The 18,683-nt window shown below is 71.0% G+C and carries 16 protein-coding genes and 1 pseudogene; 11 read left to right on the top strand and 6 right to left on the bottom strand.

Annotated features, from left to right (window positions below; translation table 11 throughout):
- Nucleotides 1-5: 5 nt before the first annotated feature.
- Nucleotides 6-1,235 (bottom strand): DUF349 domain-containing protein, encoded by a 1,230-nt coding sequence (locus AC27LF_RS12890; RefSeq protein ID WP_479656453.1) that lies wholly within the window; start codon nucleotides 1,233-1,235, stop codon nucleotides 6-8.
- 144 nt (nucleotides 1,236-1,379) lie between these two features.
- A complete protein-coding gene (locus AC27LF_RS12885) occupies nucleotides 1,380-2,201 on the bottom strand; it encodes a peptidylprolyl isomerase (RefSeq protein ID WP_479656452.1) in 822 nt (273 codons plus the stop codon).
- A 168-nt stretch (nucleotides 2,202-2,369) separates the two neighbouring features.
- Between AC27LF_RS12885 and AC27LF_RS12880 the strand changes: the two genes are divergently transcribed.
- Together AC27LF_RS12880 and hisS are read left to right on the top strand one after the other, a co-directional pair.
- Nucleotides 2,370-3,080 carry an MBL fold metallo-hydrolase gene (locus AC27LF_RS12880; protein ID WP_479656451.1) on the top strand — a complete coding sequence of 237 codons (711 nt, stop codon included), beginning with the start codon at nucleotides 2,370-2,372 and terminating at the stop codon, nucleotides 3,078-3,080.
- Between the two features lie 12 nt (nucleotides 3,081-3,092).
- A complete protein-coding gene (gene hisS / locus AC27LF_RS12875; protein ID WP_479656450.1) occupies nucleotides 3,093-4,355 on the top strand; it encodes a histidine--tRNA ligase in 1,263 nt (420 codons plus the stop codon).
- A 72-nt stretch (nucleotides 4,356-4,427) separates the two neighbouring features.
- On the opposite strand, the gene AC27LF_RS12870 is transcribed toward hisS, so the two are convergent.
- The 4 genes and pseudogenes from AC27LF_RS12870 to AC27LF_RS12855 all read right to left on the bottom strand — a co-directional run bounded on the left by AC27LF_RS12870 (nucleotide 4,428) and on the right by AC27LF_RS12855 (nucleotide 8,327).
- Entirely contained in the window at nucleotides 4,428-5,048 is a 621-nt protein-coding gene (locus AC27LF_RS12870; protein ID WP_479656449.1) for a response regulator, read from the bottom strand.
- A gap of 314 nt (nucleotides 5,049-5,362) precedes the next feature.
- A pseudogene (locus tag AC27LF_RS12865) lies at nucleotides 5,363-6,538 on the bottom strand (sensor histidine kinase); the annotation flags it as partial.
- Nucleotides 6,535-7,380, bottom strand: a complete 846-nt coding sequence (locus AC27LF_RS12860; RefSeq protein WP_479656448.1) for an ABC transporter permease — start codon at nucleotides 7,378-7,380, stop codon at nucleotides 6,535-6,537. The pseudogene AC27LF_RS12865 and the gene AC27LF_RS12860, both read right to left, overlap by 4 nt.
- On the bottom strand, nucleotides 7,377-8,327 hold the full coding sequence (locus tag AC27LF_RS12855; protein WP_479656447.1) for an ABC transporter ATP-binding protein: 951 nt from the start codon (nucleotides 8,325-8,327) through the stop codon (nucleotides 7,377-7,379). The genes AC27LF_RS12860 and AC27LF_RS12855 overlap by 4 nt, the downstream gene beginning before the upstream one ends.
- Before the next feature lie 146 nt (nucleotides 8,328-8,473).
- Between AC27LF_RS12855 and AC27LF_RS12850 the strand changes: the two genes are divergently transcribed.
- The 9 genes from AC27LF_RS12850 (at nucleotide 8,474) to AC27LF_RS12810 (ending at nucleotide 18,592) form a co-directional block, all read left to right on the top strand.
- Nucleotides 8,474-9,127, top strand: a complete 654-nt coding sequence (locus tag AC27LF_RS12850; protein ID WP_479656446.1) for a vitamin K epoxide reductase family protein — start codon at nucleotides 8,474-8,476, stop codon at nucleotides 9,125-9,127.
- 77 nt (nucleotides 9,128-9,204) lie between these two features.
- On the top strand, nucleotides 9,205-10,560 hold the full coding sequence (locus AC27LF_RS12845; protein ID WP_479656445.1) for a replication-associated recombination protein A: 1,356 nt from the start codon (nucleotides 9,205-9,207) through the stop codon (nucleotides 10,558-10,560).
- A gap of 303 nt (nucleotides 10,561-10,863) precedes the next feature.
- The gene (gene rpsD, locus AC27LF_RS12840) at nucleotides 10,864-11,478 is read left to right on the top strand and encodes a 30S ribosomal protein S4 (protein ID WP_388706928.1); all 615 of its coding nucleotides are present in this window, start codon (nucleotides 10,864-10,866) and stop codon (nucleotides 11,476-11,478) included.
- A 234-nt stretch (nucleotides 11,479-11,712) separates the two neighbouring features.
- Complete coding sequence (locus AC27LF_RS12835; RefSeq protein ID WP_388706925.1) at nucleotides 11,713-12,159, top strand: DUF948 domain-containing protein; 447 nt, start codon at nucleotides 11,713-11,715, stop codon at nucleotides 12,157-12,159.
- Between the two features lie 7 nt (nucleotides 12,160-12,166).
- Nucleotides 12,167-12,511 carry a hypothetical protein gene (locus AC27LF_RS12830; protein WP_479656444.1) on the top strand — a complete coding sequence of 115 codons (345 nt, stop codon included), beginning with the start codon at nucleotides 12,167-12,169 and terminating at the stop codon, nucleotides 12,509-12,511.
- A complete protein-coding gene (gene alaS / locus AC27LF_RS12825) occupies nucleotides 12,511-15,183 on the top strand; it encodes an alanine--tRNA ligase (RefSeq protein WP_479656443.1) in 2,673 nt (890 codons plus the stop codon). The genes AC27LF_RS12830 and alaS overlap by 1 nt, the downstream gene beginning before the upstream one ends.
- Before the next feature lie 15 nt (nucleotides 15,184-15,198).
- Complete coding sequence (gene ruvX, locus AC27LF_RS12820; protein ID WP_404025530.1) at nucleotides 15,199-15,663, top strand: Holliday junction resolvase RuvX; 465 nt, start codon at nucleotides 15,199-15,201, stop codon at nucleotides 15,661-15,663.
- A gap of 128 nt (nucleotides 15,664-15,791) precedes the next feature.
- Nucleotides 15,792-17,669: an endolytic transglycosylase MltG gene (gene mltG / locus AC27LF_RS12815; RefSeq protein WP_479656442.1), complete on the top strand. Its 1,878-nt coding sequence runs from the start codon at nucleotides 15,792-15,794 to the stop codon at nucleotides 17,667-17,669.
- A gap of 89 nt (nucleotides 17,670-17,758) precedes the next feature.
- Nucleotides 17,759-18,592 (top strand): shikimate dehydrogenase, encoded by an 834-nt coding sequence (locus AC27LF_RS12810; RefSeq protein ID WP_479656441.1) that lies wholly within the window; start codon nucleotides 17,759-17,761, stop codon nucleotides 18,590-18,592.
- The last annotated feature ends 91 nt before the right edge of the window (nucleotides 18,593-18,683 follow it).

Here is an 18,683-nt window from a genome sequence, read left to right as displayed (position 1 = left end):
TGGAGTCAGCCGCCGAACTCCTGCAGGCCCTTCATGGCCTGGTCGAGGAGCGCCTGGCGGCCCTCCAGCTCCCGTTGGAGCTTTTCGGCCTTGGACGCGTTGCCCTGCGCCCGGGCCTGCTCGATCTGGCCCTTCAGCTTGTCCACGGCGGCCTGGAGCTGACCGGTCAGGCCCTCGGCACGCGCGCGTGCCTCCGGGTTGGTCCGGCGCCACTCGGCCTCCTCGGCCTCCTGGATCGCCCGGTCGACCGTGTGCATCCGGCCCTCGACCCTGGGACGCGCGTCGCGCGGCACATGGCCGATGGCCTCCCAGCGCTCGTTGATCGAACGGAAGGCGGCCCGGGCGGCCTTGAGGTCGCTGATCGGCAGCAGCTTCTCGGCCTCCTCGGCCAGCTCCTCCTTCAGCTTCAGGTTCTCCGCCTGTTCGGCGTCACGCTCCGCGAACACCGAACTGCGGGCGGCGAAGAACACGTCCTGCGCGCCGCGGAAGCGGTTCCACAGGTCGTCCTCGTGCTCACGCTGGGCGCGGCCCGCGGCCTTCCACTCCGCCATCAGCTCGCGGTAGCGGGCCGCCGTCGGACCCCAGTCCGTCGAGTCGGACAGCGACTCGGCCTCGGCGACCAGCCGCTCCTTGATCTTGCGGGCGTCCTCGCGCTGCGCGTCCAACTGCGCGAAGTGCGCCTTGCGACGCTTGGAGAACGCCGACCGGGCGTGGGAGAAGCGGTGCCACAGTTCGTCGTCCGACTTGCGGTCGAGCCGCGGCAGGCCCTTCCAGGTGTCCACCAGGGCGCGCAGCCGCTCACCGGCGGCCCGCCACTGGTCGGACTGCGCCAGCCGCTCGGCCTCGGCGACCAGCTCCTCCTTGGACCTGCGGGCCTCGTCGGTCTGCTTGGCCCGCTGCGCCTTGCGCTCCTCGCGGCGGGCGTCCACCGTCGCCACGAGCTTGTCCAGCCGGGCCCGCAGCGATTCGAGGTCACCCACCGCGTGATGCGCGTCCACCTGCTCGCGCAGGTGGCCGATCGCGGTGTGGGCGTCCTTCGCCGACAGGTCGGTGGTCTGCACTCGCTTTTCGAGGAGGCCGATTTCGACGACCAGGCCCTCGTACTTGCGCTCGAAGTAGGCCAGCGCCTCCTCGGGGGAGCCGGCCTGCCAGGAACCGACGACCTGCTCGCCGTCGGCCGTACGCACGTACACGGTCCCCGTCTCGTCGACGCGGCCCCACGGGTCGCTGCTCACAGCGCCTCCTCCACATGATGCCTGCGCAGGGCTTGTGCACCCCCGGGCATCGTCCACAGTTTCGTCACGGCCAACATAGGCGACCGGCGGGTGGCCTGTCCGCATCCCGCGCGACCGAAATTCCGCAGTGGGCCGTCATGTGCGTCAGGACTTCGCGACCGTCGCCTTGTTGATCACGACCGTCGCGTTCGGAGCACCGTCGCCGGCGCCCGTGTTCTCGCCGGCGTCGGCGATCTTCTTGAGCACCTTCAATCCTGCCTCGTCGATGGTGCCGAACGGTGTGTAGCTGGGCGGCAACTGGCTGTCCTGGTACACCAGGAAGAACTGGCTGCCGCCGGTGTGCGCCTGGCCGGTGTTCGCCATCGCGACCGTGCCCGCCGGGTACACGTTGTTCTTCAGGCTCTTGTCCTTCAGGTTCTCGTCCGGGATCGTGTAGCCGGGACCGCCGCTGCCGGTGCCCGTCGGGTCGCCGCACTGCAGCACATAGATGCCGTTCGTGGTGAGCCGGTGGCACTTGGTGTGGTCGAAGTAGCCCTTGCCGGCGAGGAAGTTGAACGAGTTGACGGTGTGCGGCGCCGCCGAGGTCTTCAGTGCGACGTCGATGTCACCGCAGGTCGTCGCGAGCTTCATGGTGTAGTCGGCCGACTTGTCGACCGTCATCGCCGGCTCCTTCTTCCAGCTCAGCTTCTCGACCGACCCCTTGGCGGCCTTCTCGCACGGATCGGGGGCCTTGCTGCTCGCCGAGGCGCTGGGCGTCACCTCGGCGTTCGCGTTGGCCTTGTCGTCGTCGTTCTTGAGCACTCCGGTCGTGTACAGCGCGAGGCTGCCGATGACGACCACGCCGAGTACCGACGCGATCACGGAGTTCCGCATCCGTGCCTTGCGCCGCGCGGACGTACGCCGCTGCTGCTGCCGCAAGAACTTCTCCCGGGCGAGCTGACGCCGCCGCTGCTCCTGGCTGACCACCGGGTTCTCTCCTCATGCGTGTCGTGTGTCGACCGGTACGCGTGTGTCCTGTGAGCCGACCGCTGCGTGTAGCCCCGTACCGTATATGGGTTAGCTGAGGAAACGGCAGCGCCGGTAGGCTCTGACGACAGCGGAAGCCGCCCGTAATCGACACAACGAAGGACGATCGTGCTCATTGCCGGGTTCCCCGCCGGGGCCTGGGGGACGAACTGTTATCTCGTCGCCCCCGCCGTCGGCGAGGAGTGCGTGATCATCGACCCGGGCCACCAGGCCGCCCCAGGAGTCGAGGAAGCACTCGCGAAGCATCGGCTCAAGCCCGTCGCCGTCGTCCTCACCCACGGCCACATCGACCATGTGGCCTCGGTCGTCCCGGTGTGCGGCGCGCACGACGTGCCCGCCTGGATCCACCCCGAGGACCGGTACATGATGAGCGACCCCGAGAAGGCGCTCGGCCGCTCCATCGGCATGCCCCTGATGGGTGAGCTGACCGTGGGGGAGCCGGACGACGTCAAGGAGCTGACGGACGGGGCGACGCTCGAACTGGCCGGTCTTGAGCTGGCCGTGGCGCACGCACCGGGCCATACCAAGGGGTCGGTGACCTTCCGGATGCCCGAGTCGGCGGACGTCCCGCCGGTGTTCTTCTCGGGCGATCTGCTCTTCGCCGGCTCCATCGGACGCACCGACCTGCCCGGCGGTGACATGGCCGAGATGCTCGACTCGCTGGCCCGCGTGTGCCTGCCGCTCGACGACTCGACCGTGGTGCTGTCCGGCCACGGCCCCCAGACGACCATCGGCCAGGAGCGCGCCACCAATCCGTATCTGCGGCAGGTGGCCGCCGGCCCGGGAGCGCGTGCCGACGCTCCCCGACGAGGAATGTGACGAGAGACCTTCGTGAGCACCTTCAGCGCCCCCAAGGGCACGTACGACCTGATCCCGCCGGAGAGCGCCACGTACCTGGCCGTCCGCGAGGCGATCGCCGCGCCCCTGCGCAACTCCGGCTACGGCTACATCGAAACGCCCGGTTTCGAGAACGTGGAACTCTTCGCGCGCGGTGTCGGCGAGTCCACCGACATCGTGACGAAGGAGATGTACGCCTTCGAGACCAAGGGCGGCGACCGGCTCGCCCTGCGCCCCGAGGGCACGGCGTCCGTGCTGCGCGCGGCACTTGAGGCCAATCTGCACAAGGCCGGCAACCTCCCGGTCAAGCTCTGGTACTCCGGCTCGTACTACCGCTACGAGCGCCCGCAGAAGGGCCGTTACCGGCACTTCTCCCAGGTCGGCGCCGAGGCGATCGGCGCCGAGGACCCGGCGCTCGACGCCGAGCTGATCATCCTGGCGGACCAGGCGTACCGCTCGCTGGGGCTGCGGCAGTTCCGGATCCTGCTGAACAGCCTCGGCGACCGGGAGTGCCGGCCGGTGTACCGGGCCGCGCTCCAGGACTTCCTGCGCGGCCTCGACCTGGACGAGGAAACCCGCCGCCGCATCGAGATCAACCCGCTGCGGGTGCTCGACGACAAGCGTGAGTCGGTGCAGAAGCAGCTGGCGGGCGTGCCGCTGCTGCGCGACTACCTGTGCGACGCCTGCAAGACGTACCACGAGGAGGTCCGTGAGCTGATCACCGCGGCGGGTGTGGCCTTCGAGGACGACCCGAAGCTGGTGCGCGGCCTGGACTACTACACGCGCACCACCTTCGAGTTCGTGCACGACGGCCTGGGCTCGCAGTCCGCGGTCGGCGGCGGCGGACGCTACGACGGCCTGTCGGAGATGATCGGCGGCCCGGCGCTCCCGTCGGTCGGCTGGGCCCTCGGCGTCGACCGCACGGTGCTGGCCCTGGAGGCGGAGGGCATCGCGCTCGATCTGCCGGCCCCCACCAGCGTGTTCGCGGTCCCCCTCGGGGACGAGGCCCGGCGCGTGCTGTTCGGCAAGGTGACCGAGTTGCGCAAGGTGGGCGTCGCGGCGGACTTCTCCTACGGCGCCAAGGGACTCAAGGCCGCGATGAAGGCGGCCAACCGCTCCGGCGCGCGGTACGCCCTGGTGCTCGGCGAGCGCGACCTGGCGGAGGGTGTCGTCCAGCTCAAGGACATGGTGTCCGGCGAGCAGCAGCCCGTCAGCGTGAACGAGATCGTGGCGGAGCTGGAGGCACGGCTCGGGTGACCTGCGGGCCGGACGGCGCACCGCCGTCCGGCCCCGCTCCCCGCGTCGGCGGTGACGACGCGAACGCGAACGTCACAACAGCCCGTCGCGCATCGCCGTGGTCACCGCGGCCGTCCGGTCGGCCACGCCCAGCTTGCCGAAGATCCGCAGCAGATGGGTCTTCACCGTGGACTCCCCGATGAACAGCTCCCGCCCGATCTCGGCGTTGGTGCGGCCCTCGGCCACCAGCCGCAGCACCGCGACCTCCCGCTGAGACAGCCGCGGGCGCTCCGGCCTGGTCCGCAGCCGGTCCACCAGACGGGCCGCGACCGACGGCGCAAGCACCGTCTCGCCGCGCGCGGCGGCCCGTACCGCGGCGGCCAGTTCGCCCCGCGCCAGGTCCTTGAGCAGATAGCCGGCGGCCCCCGCCTCCACGGCCCGCAGGATGTCCCGGTCCGTCTCGTACGTCGTCAGGACGATCACCGGGCACGTCAGCCCGGACTCGGCCATCCGCACGATGGACTCGACGCCCCCGCCGTCCGGCATTCTGAGGTCCATCAGCACGATGTCGGGCCGCAGCCGGGCCGCCAGCGCCTCCGCCTGCGGACCGCTGGACGCGTCCGCCACCACCTCCAGGTCCGGTTCGGCGCTCAGCATGGCGCGCAGGCCCTCCCGTACGACGGGATGGTCGTCGGCCAGGACGATCCGGATCACGGGTTCTCACTCCTCACAGCGAACGGAACGGCGGCGGATGCCGGACCGGCACCGGCGTCGGGTGCGGCACCGGGGTCGGCCTGGGAAGCGGCGTCCGTGCCGGTGTGCGGATCCGCGCCGGGTCCGGTACGGGGGCGCGCCTTGGCCCCGGTGTCCGCCGCGGTACGGGCATCCGGGGCGAGTGCGGCGCGGGGGTGGGCGGGGGCGTCGGTGTCCGCCGCGGTGCCGTGATCCCGGTCGGGGCCGTCTGCGGGGCAGGTGTCCGGCCCCGCGCCGGGTCCCTTGTCGTGACCGGTGTCGGCGGCGGCCGCGAGGACGGGCAGGCACACGGTGACCGTCGTGCCGGCACCGGGCGCGCTGCGCACCGAAGCCGTCCCGCCCGCCTCGGCGGCCCGGGCGCGCAGCCCGGCCAGACCGTAACCGCCGTGGGCGGCCGCCGGGTCGAAGCCGCGGCCGTCGTCGCGCACCGAGACGGTCAGGGTCCCCGCGGCGTACCGCAGACGGATGCCCACGGACGCCGGACTCCCCGCGTGCTTGCGGGCGTTGGCCAGCGCCTCCTGGCAGGAGCGCAGCGCCACGACCTCCGGCCCTGCGGGCAGCGCACGCACCGGTCCGGTCACCTCCAGCGCCGCGCCGTGCCGGGCGGCCAGCCGGCCCAGGGCGTCCGGCAGGGACGCGCCGTCGAGGTCGGCCGGGGTGCCGTCGGCCACCAGCGCCCGGGCCTCGGCGAGGTTCTGCCGGGCCGTCTCGTCCATCAGCGCCAGATGGCGCCGGGCGAGCGGCAGGTCGTGCTCCAGCTCGGCCTCGACCGCCTGGACCAGCATCAGCAGACTGGTGAAGCCCTGGGCGAGGGTGTCGTGGATCTCGCGAGCCATGCGCTCGCGTTCGGCCAGCGCGCCGTGCGCGGCCGACAGCCGGGCGACCTCGTGTCGGCTCGCGTCCAACTCCGCGATCAGCTCCGCCCGTTCCCAGCTCTGCTGGATGATCCGGATGATCCAGCCGCCGACCGCCATCGAGAAGGTGAGGGAGACCAGGGCGGAAAGCGCCTCGGCGAACAGCTCCGCGCCGGCCGGCCGCCACAGCAGCGCCCCGCCGAGCACCGGCACCAGGTTGATCACGGTGACCGCGACCAGCGCCCCGCGCAGCCGCAGCGTCATGAAGCACTGCGGGACGAGCGCGAACGTCGCGAGCCGCGCCTCGCCCGCCAGCACCGCCGACGACAGGAACAGCGCGATCGCCCCGGACAGATAGCGCACCACCCGCCGCCCGTCCGGCATGTCCTCCCGCAGCAGCGGCCGGCCGAGCGCCATGTACCAGGGCACCAGCGGGAGCAGCAGCCCGGCGGCGAGCGCCCGGACGGGCCACCCCGGTCGGCCCGCCGTGAGGACGAGGACCAGGGTGGCCGCCCAGGCGATGGCGAAGTACGCGTCCCAGAGCCGCATCGTGCGGTCCCAGGCGTGCACGTCGCGCGCCGAGCCCCGGCCGGTCATCCGTCGCGCCGGTTCTTCCAGCGGAAGGTCAGCAGACACAGCGCCAATCCTCCGACGCACCAGGCGGCGAGCACCAGGGCGATCCGGCCGAACTCCCAGCCGCCCGCCTGCTCCAGGACCCGCGCGGAGTCGGGCAGGAACACCCCGCGCAGCCCCTGGCACAGCCACTTCAGCGGGAACAGGGCGCCGATGTTCAGCATCCACTCCGGGATGGTGTCGATGGAGATGTACACCCCGGAGATGAACTGCACGACCAGGAACGGCAGTACGACGACGGAACTCGCGCTCCTGGCCGACCTGGGCACCGAGCTGATCGCGATGCCGAGCAGCGCGCACCCGGTCAGACCGAGCACGAAGATCCACCCGAAGTCGAACCACCGGCCCGCGTCGGACGGCAGGTCGACGCCGTACAGCGTGGTGCCGACGAGCAGGAGGATCGCCGTCTCCAGGATCCCGGTGAACAGAACCAGCCAGATCTTGCCGAGGAAGTACGCCGCCGGCGGCATCGGGGTGCCGCGCAGCCGCCGCAGCACCTTCTCGTCCCGTTCCACGGCGATCGAGATGCCCAGCGACTGGAAGCTCGTCGACATGATCCCCGAGGCCATCATCGCGGGCACGTACAGCTGGGAGGCGGTCACGCCGCTGCCGCGCACGTCGTCCTGGAAGATCGACGCGAACAGGAAGAGGAAGACGACCGGGAAGGCGAAGGTGAACACCACTTGGTCGCGCTGCCGGAAGAACTGCCTGATCTCCAGTGCGCCCCGGTGCAGCCCGACGGCGAAGGCCCCGGGCAGCCGGTCGGCGGGCGTCTGTGCGCGGGCACGCGTCTCGGTCGCGGTCACCGTGCGTCCTCCTGTCCGAGGAGGCCGTCGGCGCCCTTGCCGTGAGGGTCAGCGGCGCGTTCTTCGGCGGGCCGCGCGCCGGGCGGGTCCGTGATCTGTCCGATGAGCCGCAGATAGACGTCCTCCAGCGTGGGGCGGCCGACCCGCAGCCCCGGGATCTCGCCGGCGAAGCGCCGCATGAGCCGGGCGATCGTGCGCGTCGGGGTGTCCGTGCGTTCCGTGCGCACCCGGCCGTCGGGTTCGGTCCACTCCACGGTGGCCTCGCGGCCGTACCGGTCGCGCAGTTCACCGGGCTCGCCCAGGGCGACGACCCGGCCCCGGGCGACGACGGCGAGCCGGTCGGCGAGCGCCTCGGCCTCCTCCAGGTAGTGCGTGGTCAGCACGATCGTCGTGCCCTCGGCGGCGAGCAGCCGGATCAGCTCCCAGAACCGCCGGCGGGCCGCCGGGTCGAAACCGGTCGTCGGCTCGTCAAGGAGCAGCAGTTCGGGCCCGCCGATCACCCCGAGCGCCACATCGAGCCGGCGGCGCTGCCCGCCGGAGAGGGACTTGATCCGGCTGTCCGCCTTCTCCCGGAGGCCGACCAGGCCGATCACCTCCTCCGGGTCGCGCGGGGACGGGTAGTAGCGGGCGAAATGCCCGACGCTCTCGCGCACCGTCAACTCGGCGGGTGCCGATTCGTCCTGCCAGACGATTCCCACACGGGATCGCCACGCGCGCGTGGCGGTCGCCGGGTCCGCCCCCAGGACCGAGACCTCGCCGCCGTCCCTGGACCGGTTGCCCTGAAGGATCTCCACCGTGGTGCTCTTGCCCGCTCCATTGGGTCCGAGCAGGCCGAACACCTCGCCCCGCCGGATGCCGAGATCGATGCCGTCCACCGCGGTCACGTCCCCGTACTGCTTGCGCAGCCCCCGTACGTCCACGGCGAAGTCGTTCGCGTGTGCTGTCATGGCACTGAGGGTCGGCCAGAACCGAGCGTTCCGGGACGACCGTGCGTACCTCCTTATGTCCACCGAACGGTGGACAGGACCCCCGGTGCGGCACAATGGCCCCTGCCCGAAGAAGGTCCAACTCTCAAGCAGACGGAATCGGCGTGATGAGCAAGACGACAGTCAAGGACGTCTCCACCGAGCCCGGGCCCGAGCGCGCCGCCGGAGCGCGGACCGAGGGCGGCAGCCGCGCCTTCGCCCTGCTGCTGGTGATCACCGGCGCGGCCGGGGTGCTCGCCGCCTGGGTCATCACGATCGACAAGTTCAAGCTGCTGGAGGCGAAGGTCGAGGGCAAGACCTTCACCCCCGGGTGCAGCCTCAACCCGGTCGTCTCCTGCGGCAGCGTCATGGAGAGCAAGCAGGCCGCCGTCTTCGGCTTCCCGAACCCCATGCTCGGCCTGGTCTGCTACGGCGTCGTCATCTGCGTCGGCATGAGCCTGCTCACCCGGGCCCGCTTCCCGCGCTGGTACTGGCTGACCTTCAACGCCGGCACGCTCTTCGGCGTGGGCTTCTGCACCTGGCTGCAGTTCCAGTCCCTGTACCGGATCAACGCGCTGTGCCTGTGGTGCTGCCTGGCCTGGGTCGCCACGATCACCATGTTCTGGTACGTGACGTCGTTCAACGTCCGCAAGGACTTCCTGCCCGCCCCGCGCTGGCTGAAGGGCCTCTTCGGTGAGTTCACCTGGGTGCTCCCGGTGCTGCACGTCGGCGTCATCGGCATGCTGATCCTGACCCGCTGGTGGGACTTCTGGACCGGCTGAGCCCAGACCGGGTCCCGGCCGCGACGCCGGCACCGGGTCCCGGCCGCGTTGTCAGTGCGGTGATTTAGGGTTTCAGCGTGGAACCCGACCTGTTCACCGCGGCAGCCGAAGAGCGCCAGGAGAAGGACCCGGCAGGCAGCCCCCTGGCGGTGCGGATGCGCCCGCGCACCCTGGACGAGGTGGTGGGCCAGCAACACCTGCTCAAGCCCGGCTCGCCGCTGCGCCGGCTGGTCGGCGAGGGAGCGGGCGGCCCGGCCGGGCCCTCCTCGGTGATCCTCTGGGGCCCGCCCGGCACCGGCAAGACGACCCTGGCGTACGTCGTCTCCAAGGCCACCGACAAACGCTTCGTGGAACTGTCCGCGATCACCGCGGGCGTCAAGGAGGTCCGCGCGGTCATCGACGGCGCACGCCGCGCCACCGGGGGCTTCGGCAAGGAGACGGTCCTCTTCCTGGACGAGATCCACCGCTTCAGCAAGGCCCAGCAGGACTCCCTGCTCCCGGCGGTCGAGAACCGCTGGGTGACCCTGATCGCGGCCACCACCGAGAACCCGTACTTCTCCGTGATCTCCCCCCTGCTGTCCCGCTCCCTCCTGCTCACCCTCGAACCCCTCACGGACGACGACGTGCGCGGGCTGCTCCGCCGCGCCCTGGCCGACGAGCGGGGCCTCGGCGCGGCCGTCGCCCTCCCCGAGGACACCGAGGACCACCTGCTGCGGATCGCCGGCGGCGACGCCCGGCGCGCCCTGACCGCCCTGGAGGCGGCGGCCGGCGCCGCGCTCGACAAGGGCGAGCCTCAGATCGCGCTCGGCACCCTGGAGGAGACGGTCGACCGGGCCGCCGTGAAGTACGACCGCGACGGCGACCAGCACTACGACGTGGCGAGCGCGCTCATCAAGTCCATCCGAGGCTCCGACGTGGACGCGGCCCTGCACTACCTGGCGCGGATGATCGAGGCCGGCGAGGACCCCCGCTTCATCGCCCGCCGGCTGATGATCTCCGCCAGTGAGGACATCGGCCTCGCCGATCCGAACGCCCTGCCGCTCGCGGTGGCCGCCGCCCAGGCCGTCGCCATGATCGGTTTCCCGGAGGCGGCCCTCACCCTCAGCCACGCCACCATCGCCCTGGCCCTCGCCCCCAAGTCCAACGCCGCGACGACGGCGATCGGCGCCGCCCTGGACGACGTACGCAAGGGGCTCGCGGGCCCCGTCCCGCCGCATCTGCGCGACGGGCACTACAAGGGCGCCGCCAAGCTCGGCCACGCCCAGGGGTATGTGTACCCGCACGACCTGCCCGAGGGCATCGCCGCCCAGCAGTACGCGCCGGACGCCCTCCAGGACCGTGAGTACTACGCCCCCACCCGGCACGGCGCCGAGGCCCGGTACGCGGACGCGGTCGAATGGACCAGGAAGCACCTCGGTCGCAAGCGGTCCTGACCGCCCTGTAGACTTCGTCGAAGCGCTGAGTCCCGCGCCGTCAGAGCGGGACAGCCAGCCGGAGACCCAGTCCCTCGGGGCTGGCTCCAGGAGCGTCGCGCACCGTCGAACGGTGTCGCGGGCAGCCCACCACCACCCGGAGTCCCGGGACCGGCCGGTGGGCCACTCGCGTGCTGCACGTATGTGCCCAGACCAGGGAAGCGGCTGCCCGGCAGGTCCCCTGCGGACCCGGCGGGATTCCCCGGCTGCGGATGCGACCTCCCTCAACACTGACAAGCCGAACGACGAAAGAAGACAGGAACAGTGGCGAACCAGTCCCGCCCCAAGGTCAAGAAGTCGCGTGCCCTCGGCATCGCGCTGACCCCGAAGGCCGTCAAGTACTTCGAGGCCCGTCCCTACCCGCCGGGTGAGCACGGCCGCGGCCGCAAGCAGAACTCGGACTACAAGGTCCGTCTGCTGGAGAAGCAGCGCCTGCGCGCTCAGTACGACATCTCCGAGCGCCAGCTGGTGCGCGCCTACGAGCGTGCGTCCAAGGTCCAGGGCAAGACCGGTGAGGCCCTGATCGTCGAGCTGGAGCGCCGTCTCGACGCGCTGGTCCTGCGTTCGGGCATCGCCCGCACGATCTACCAGGCCCGCCAGATGGTCGTCCACGGCCACATCCAGGTCAACGGCCAGAAGGTGGACAAGCCGTCCTACCGCGTGCGCCCGGACGACGTCATCCAGGTCCGCGACCGCAGCAAGGACAAGACGCTCTTCCAGATCGCCCGCGAGGGCGGCTTCGCCCCCGACGGCGAGACCCCGCGCTACCTCCAGGTGAACCTCAAGGCCCTGGCGTTCCGCCTGGACCGCGAGCCGAACCGCAAGGAAGTCCCGGTGATCTGCGACGAGCAGCTCGTCGTCGAGTACTACGCCCGCTGATCACCCTCGGCGGCGGCAGTACCACCGGGCCTTGTGCCTCGCCCGCCGCTTCCCACCGCACCGGTGGGAAGCGGCGGGCGCTTTCGTCCACCCGTCGCCCACCGGAAGCCGAAATCCGGTACGGCGGGCCACCGCGGGCGCGATAGGGTCGGATGGCGACTTTCGGAAGTGCCCGTCGGCGAGCGCCCGGCGACAGCCCGTGGGCACCCCAGTGACAGCAGGGAGCGGTGCAGCGTGTCCGGTGGAGAGGTTGCCGGAATCCTGGTGGCCGTCTTCTGGGCGATCCTGGTCTCCTTCCTCGCCGTTGCCCTGGCGAGGCTGGCCCAGACGCTCAAGGCGACCACCAAACTGGTGGCGGACGTGACCGATCAGGCCGTCCCGCTGCTCGCCGACGCCTCCGCCGCGGTGCGCTCCGCGCAGACCCAGATCGACCGGGTCGACGCCATCGCCTCGGACGTCCAGGAGGTCACGTCCAACGCCTCGGCGCTGTCGACGACCGTCGCGTCCACCTTCGGCGGCCCCCTCGTCAAGGTCGCGGCATTCGGCTACGGCGTGCGCCGGGCCATCACCGGCCGGCGTGAGGACGTGCCCGGCAAGGCGCCCCGGCGTACCGTGATCGTGGGCCGCACCATCCCGTCCGCGCGGCGGGGGAAGCGGAACACCCGGGAAAAGAGAGACTGACCGAGCGATGTTCCGCCGTACGTTCTGGTTCACCACGGGCGTCGCCGCCGGTGTGTGGGCCACCACCAAGGTCAACCGCAAGCTGAAGCAGCTGACCCCGGAAAGCCTCGCCGCGACCGCGGCCACCAAGGCGCTCGTGACGGGCCGGCGCGTCAAGGACCGAGCGGTGGGCTTCGCCCTCGACGTCCGCGACAACATGGCCCAGCGGGAAGCCGAACTCGAAGACGCCCTCGGTATCCACGAGGACCCGCAGCTCCCCGCCCCAAGGCGCTACGCCGCCATCGAGAACCGCAGCAACCCGACGTACGTCGACCCCACGACGTACGCGCACGACCGGAATGAGGACCACTGATGGAGTCGGCCGAGATTCGTCGCCGCTGGTTGAGCTTCTTCGAGGAGCGCGGTCACACCGTCGTCCCTTCGGCGTCGCTCATCGCGGACGACCCGACTCTGCTCCTCGTCCCGGCCGGCATGGTGCCCTTCAAGCCCTACTTCCTGGGTGAGGTCAAGCCGCCGTTCCCGCGCGCCACGAGCGTGCAGAAGTGCGTACGCACGCCGGACATCGAGGAGGTCGGCAAGACCACCCGGCACGGCACGTTCTTCCAGATGTGCGGCAACTTCTCCTTCGGCGACTACTTCAAGGAAGGCGCCATCAAGCTTGCCTGGGAACTGCTCACCACCCCCCAGGACAAGGGCGGTTACGGCCTCGACCCCGAGCGCCTGTGGATCACTGTCTACAAGGACGACGACGAGGCCGAGCAGATCTGGCACGAGGTCGTCGGCGTGCCCAAGGAGCGCATCCAGCGCCTGGGCATGAAGGACAACTTCTGGTCCATGGGCGTCCCCGGCCCGTGCGGCCCCTGCTCCGAGATCAACTACGACCGCGGCCCCGAGTTCGGCGCCGAGGGCGGCCCCGCCGTCAACGACGAGCGGTACGTGGAGATCTGGAACCTCGTCTTCATGCAGTACGAGCGCGGCGAGGGCACCGGCAAGGACAACTTCGAGATCCTCGGTGACCTGCCGAGCAAGAACATCGACACCGGCCTCGGCCTGGAACGCCTCGCCATGATTCTGCAGGGCGTGCAGAACATGTACGAGATCGACACCTCCATGGCCGTGATCGCCAAGGCCACCGAGCTGACCGGTGTCGCCTACGGCGACGCCCACGACTCGGACGTGTCCCTGCGCGTGGTCACCGACCACATGCGCACCGCCACCATGCTCATCGGCGACGGCGTGACCCCCGGCAACGAGGGCCGCGGCTATGTGCTGCGCCGCATCATGCGCCGCGCCATCCGCAACATGCGGCTGCTGGGTGCCACCGGCCCGGTCGTCAAGGACCTGATCGACACCGTGATCGGCACGATGGGCCGGCAGTACCCGGAGCTGGTCACCGACCGCGAGCGCATCGAGAAGGTCGCCCTCGCCGAGGAGGCCGCCTTCCTGAAGACGCTGAAGGCCGGCACCAACATCCTCGACACCGCCGTCACCGAGACCAAGGCCGCCGGCGGCACGGTCCTGCCCGGCGACAAAGCCTTCCTGCTCCACGACACCTGGGGCTTCCCCATCGACCTCACCCTGGAGATGGCCGCCGAACAGGGCCTGTCCGTGGACGAGGACGGCTTCCGCCGCCTGATGAAGGAGCAGCGGGAGCGCGCCAAGGCCGACGCCCAGGCCAAGAAGACCGGCCACGCCGACCTCGGCGCCTACCGGGAGATCGCCGACTCGGCCGGCGAGACCGACTTCATCGGCTACGCCGACACCGAGGGCGAGTCCACGGTCGTCGGCATCCTGGTCGACGGCGTCTCCTCGCCCGCCGCCACGGAGGGCGACGAGGTCGAGATCGTCCTCGACCGCACCCCGTTCTACGCCGAGGGCGGCGGCCAGATCGGCGACACCGGCCGGATCAGGGTCGACTCCGGCGCCGTCATCGACGTCCGCGACACCCAGAAGCCGGTGCCCGGCGTGTACGTCCACAAGGGCGTCGTCCAGGTCGGCGAGGTGACGGTCGGCGCCAAGGCCCACGCCGCCATCGATCACCGCCGGCGCAAGGCCATCGCCCGCGCCCACTCGGCCACTCACCTCACCCACCAGGCGCTGCGCGACGCCCTCGGCCCGACCGCCGCCCAGGCCGGCTCGGAGAACCAGCCCGGCCGCTTCCGCTTCGACTTCGGCTCCCCGTCCGCCGTGCCCACGGCCGTGATGACCGACGTCGAACAGAAGATCAACGAGGTGCTGGCCCGCGACCTCGACGTGCACGCCGAGATCATGGGCATCGACGAGGCCAAGAAGCAGGGCGCCATCGCCGAGTTCGGCGAGAAGTACGGCGAGCGGGTCCGCGTCGTGACCATCGGCGACTTCTCCAAGGAGCTGTGCGGCGGCACGCATGTGCACAACACCGCCCAGCTGGGCCTGGTGAAGCTGCTCGGCGAGTCCTCCATCGGCTCCGGTGTGCGCCGCATCGAGGCCCTGGTCGGCGTGGACGCCTACGCCTTCCTCGCCCGCGAGCACACGGTCGTCAACCAGCTGACCGAACTGCTCAAGGGCCGCCCGGAGGACCTGCCGGAGAAGGTCTCCTCGATGCTCGGCAAGCTGAAGGACGCCGAGAAGGAGATCGAGAAGTTCCGCGCCGAGAAGGTGCTCCAGGCCGCAGCCGGTCTCGCCGAGTCCGCCAAGGACGTCCGCGGGATCGCCGTCGTCACGGGCCGGGTGCCGGACGGCACCACGCCGGACGACCTGCGCAGGCTGGTCCTCGACGTGCGCGGGCGCATCCAGGGCGGCCGGGGCGCCGTCGTCGCCCTGTTCACCGTGGCGAACGGCAAGCCGCTCACGGTCATCGCCACCAACGAGGCCGCCCGCGAGCGCGGCCTCAAGGCCGGTGACCTGGTCCGTACCGCCGCCAAGACGCTCGGCGGCGGCGGTGGCGGCAAGCCGGACGTCGCCCAGGGCGGCGGCCAGCACCCGGCCGCCATCGGCGACGCCGTGGACGCCGTGGAACGCCTGGTCGCCGAGACCGCCAAGTAGGGGACGGCCCAGATCATGCGCAGAGGACGTCGGCTCGCGATCGACGTCGGGGACGCCCGTATCGGGGTCGCCTCGTGCGACCCCGACGGAATCCTCGCCACCCCGGTGGAGACCGTCCCTGGCCGGGACGTCCCGGCCGCCCACCGTCGGCTCGGGCAACTCGTCGAGGAGTACGAGCCGATCGAGGTCGTCGTCGGCCTGCCCCGCTCCCTCAAGGGGGGCGAGGGCCCGGCCGCGGTCAAGGTGCGCGCCTTCGCCCAGGAGCTGGCCAAGGGCATCGCGCCCGTCCCGGTGCGGCTCGTGGACGAGCGGCTGACCACCGTGACGGCCGGCCAGGGACTGCGCGCCTCGGGGGTCAGGTCGAAGAAGGGCCGCTCCGTCATCGACCAGGCCGCGGCCGTGGTCATCCTCCAGCAGACCCTCGAATCCGAACGGGTGTCAGGCAGGCCACCCGGCGAGGGCGTCGAAGTGGTCATCTGATCGCGATACGGTAACGTTCCGCGCGATGCGGTGGTGTTCGAACAGCTGCCGCACAGCAAGAGGCGGAGCGGGACCGGCGACAGCCGTGTGACCGGCGCCTCGCGGCTCTTCGCGGCTCTAGGGGATCGATGACTGAGTATGGCCGGGGCCAAGGCTCCGAACCGTGGCATCCGGAGGACCCGTTGTACGGGGACGGCGGATGGGGAGGCCAGCAGACCCAGGCGGGTCAGCAGGCCCCCTACGGCGGCCTGCCCCAGCACCACCCGCAGCAGCCGCAGTACGACGGCTGGCACCAGCAGCAGTCCGGGTACGACCAGTACGGCGGGCAGCAGTACCCGCACTACGGCGAGCAGGGCCATCAGCACTACGCACAGCAGGGCGACGAGCACCACACCGGTCACCAGCAGCAGCCCCACGCGGGTCACGATCAGCAGCACTACGGCGGTCACGGTCAGCAGCCCTACCCCGGTCACGGCCCGCAGCAGCCCCACGCGGGCCACGACCAGCAGCCCTACGGCGGCCACGGCCGGCAGCAGTACCCCGAGCACGACCAGCAGCAGTACCCGGGGCAGTCCCAGCCGCAGTACCCGCAGGGCGGCTGGGACGCCACCGGCACCCACGGCCATGTGCCCTACGCCCCCGACCCGGGCGACCCCTACGGCCAGCAGCCGGGGGCGTACGGCGCGGAGCAGCCCGACCGCTACGGAACCCCCGACGCCTATCCGCCGCCTCGGCCGCCCGGCCGCAGACGACCCGAGCCGGAGCCCGAGACCGACTGGGACCCCGGCCCTGACCAGGGCGAGCACGCGTTCTTCGCGGGCGGCGGCGATGACGATGCCGACGACGACCTCGACCACGACCCGACGACGCGGCGCGGGCGCGGCGACCGCAGGGGCAAGGGCGCCAAGGGCGGCAAAGGAGCCAAGAAACGGCGCAACGGCTGCGCGTGCATGGTCGTCGTGCTCGTCTTCGGCGGTGGCCTCGGCGGGGTCGGATACTTCGGATTGAAGTTCTACCAAAATCGTTTCGGCGCGGCCCCGGACTATGCGGGCAGCGGTACGAACGAAACCGTGACCGTGGAAATCCCCAAAGGCGCGGGCGGTTATGAGATCGGGCGGCGGCTGAAGGACGCCGGGGTCGTCAAGAGCGTCGACGCTTTCGTCTCCGCCCAGTCGCAGAATCCCGAGGGCGGCACGATCCAGGCCGGCGCCTATGTGCTGAAGAAAGAGATGTCAGCCGCCAGCGCCGTGAAATTGATGCTCGACCCGACGGCCCAGAGTAATGTGCTGGTCAAGCCGGGTGAACGCAATGCCCAGGTGTATCAGGCGATCGACAAACAGCTCGGCCTCGCGTCCGGCACCACGCAAAAGACCGCCCAGAAGGAGTACAAGAAGCTCGGGATGCCGAGCTGGGCGCAGAAGAACAGCCGGATCCGGGACCCGCTGGAGGGCTTCCTCTTCCCGGGCACGTACCCGGCCGCGAAGGGCATGAAGCCCGACGCCGTCCTGAAGCAGATGGTCGCCCAGGCCAAACAGAAGTACGCCGGCTACGGCCTGGAGGCCAAGGCCAAGGAACTCGACCTGGCCGACCCCTTCCAGCTCGTCACGGTCGCGAGCCTGGTCCAGGCCGAGGGCAAGACGCACGACGACTTCCGCAAGATGGCGGAAGTGATCTACAACCGTCTCAAGCCCACGAACACCGAGACCAACCGGCTGCTGCAGTTCGACTCGACCTTCAACTATCTGAAGGGCCAGAGCAATATCCACATCAGCGAGTCCGAGATCAACAGCAACAAGGACCCGTACAACACCTACACCAACGCGGGCCTGCCGCCCGGCCCGATCGGAAACCCGAGCGACGACGCCCTGAAGGCCGCGCTCAATCCGACCCACGACGGCTGGATCTACTTCGTGGCGACCGACGGCCAGAGCAACACGGAATTCGCCAAGACCTACGACGAGTTCCAGAGACTGAAGGACAAGTTCAACGCCAACAACGGCCGCTGACACCGCCCGCCCGCCGCACTCGGCGGCGGGCGGCTCCGGTACCGTTGCAGCCGGTGCGGATCGGGTCGGTCGACAGCGGCGGAGCGGTGATGGAAAACGTTCGGTACAAGCGGGCCGCCGTGCTCGGATCCCCCATCGCACACTCGCTCTCCCCGGTGCTGCACCGCGCCGCGTACGCCGAACTCGGGCTCACCGACTGGGTGTACGAGCGCTTCGAGGTCGACGAGGCCGGGCTGCCCGGCTTCTTCGCGCGGCTGGGCCCCGAGTGGGCAGGGCTCTCGCTGACCATGCCGCTCAAGCGCGCCGTCATCCCGCTGGTCGACGAGATCAGCGAGACGGCCGCCTCGGTCGACGCGGTCAACACGGTCGTGTGCACCGAGGACGGCCGTCGCGTCGGCGACAACACCGACATCCCGGGCATGGTGGCCGCGCTGCGCGAGCACGGAATCGAACAGGTCGACTCCGCCGCGATCCTCGGCGCCGGCGCCACCGCCTCCTCCGCGCTCGCCGCCCTGGCGCGGATCTGCACCGGCGAGGTCGTCGCCTACGTCCGCAGCGCGGCCCGCGCCGCCGAGATGCGGCAGTGGGGCGAACGGCTCGACGTCGAGGTCCGCACCGCGAACTGGGCCGACGCCGCCGAGGCGCTGCACGCCCCGCTGGTCGTCGCCACCACGCCGGCGGGCACCACCGACGTCCTCACCGCCGCCGTACCGGAGCGGCCCGCCACCCTCTTCGACGTGCTCTACGAGCCCTGGCCGACCGCCCTCGCGGCCCGCTGGTCCATGGCGGGCGGGGCCGTCGTCGGCGGCCTCGACCTCCTCGTGCACCAGGCCGTGCTCCAGGTCGAGCAGATGACCGGCCGCGCACCGGCCCCGCTGGAGGCCATGCGCCGGGCGGGGGAGAAGGCCCTCGCCGAACGCTGAGGTGTCCATTCGGCGTCCGCCTGCTGGACCGGCGGCCTTGCGCGGGGCCGGACGTGGGAGGATCGGAGGTGGCGGACCGGGGCCGCGCACC

The organism is Streptomyces diversicolor (genome assembly GCF_057537855.1).
Note: the sequence above shows the minus strand (reverse complement) of the source record. Positions and strands in the feature narration are given on the sequence as shown.

What these genes read in the sequence shown, in the direction of transcription:
- AC27LF_RS12855 (WP_479656447.1), bottom strand. Translation starts at nt 8,327, where the DNA reads ATGACAGCACACGCGAACGACTTCGCCGTGGACGTACGGGGGCTGCGC.
- AC27LF_RS12850 (WP_479656446.1), top strand. Translation starts at nt 8,474, where the DNA reads ATGAGCAAGACGACAGTCAAGGACGTCTCCACCGAGCCCGGGCCCGAG.
- AC27LF_RS12830 (WP_479656444.1), top strand. Translation starts at nt 12,167, where the DNA reads ATGTTCCGCCGTACGTTCTGGTTCACCACGGGCGTCGCCGCCGGTGTG.
- alaS (WP_479656443.1), top strand. Translation starts at nt 12,511, where the DNA reads ATGGAGTCGGCCGAGATTCGTCGCCGCTGGTTGAGCTTCTTCGAGGAG.
- ruvX (WP_404025530.1), top strand. Translation starts at nt 15,199, where the DNA reads ATGCGCAGAGGACGTCGGCTCGCGATCGACGTCGGGGACGCCCGTATC.
- mltG (WP_479656442.1), top strand. Translation starts at nt 15,792, where the DNA reads ATGACTGAGTATGGCCGGGGCCAAGGCTCCGAACCGTGGCATCCGGAG.
- AC27LF_RS12810 (WP_479656441.1), top strand. Translation starts at nt 17,759, where the DNA reads ATGGAAAACGTTCGGTACAAGCGGGCCGCCGTGCTCGGATCCCCCATC.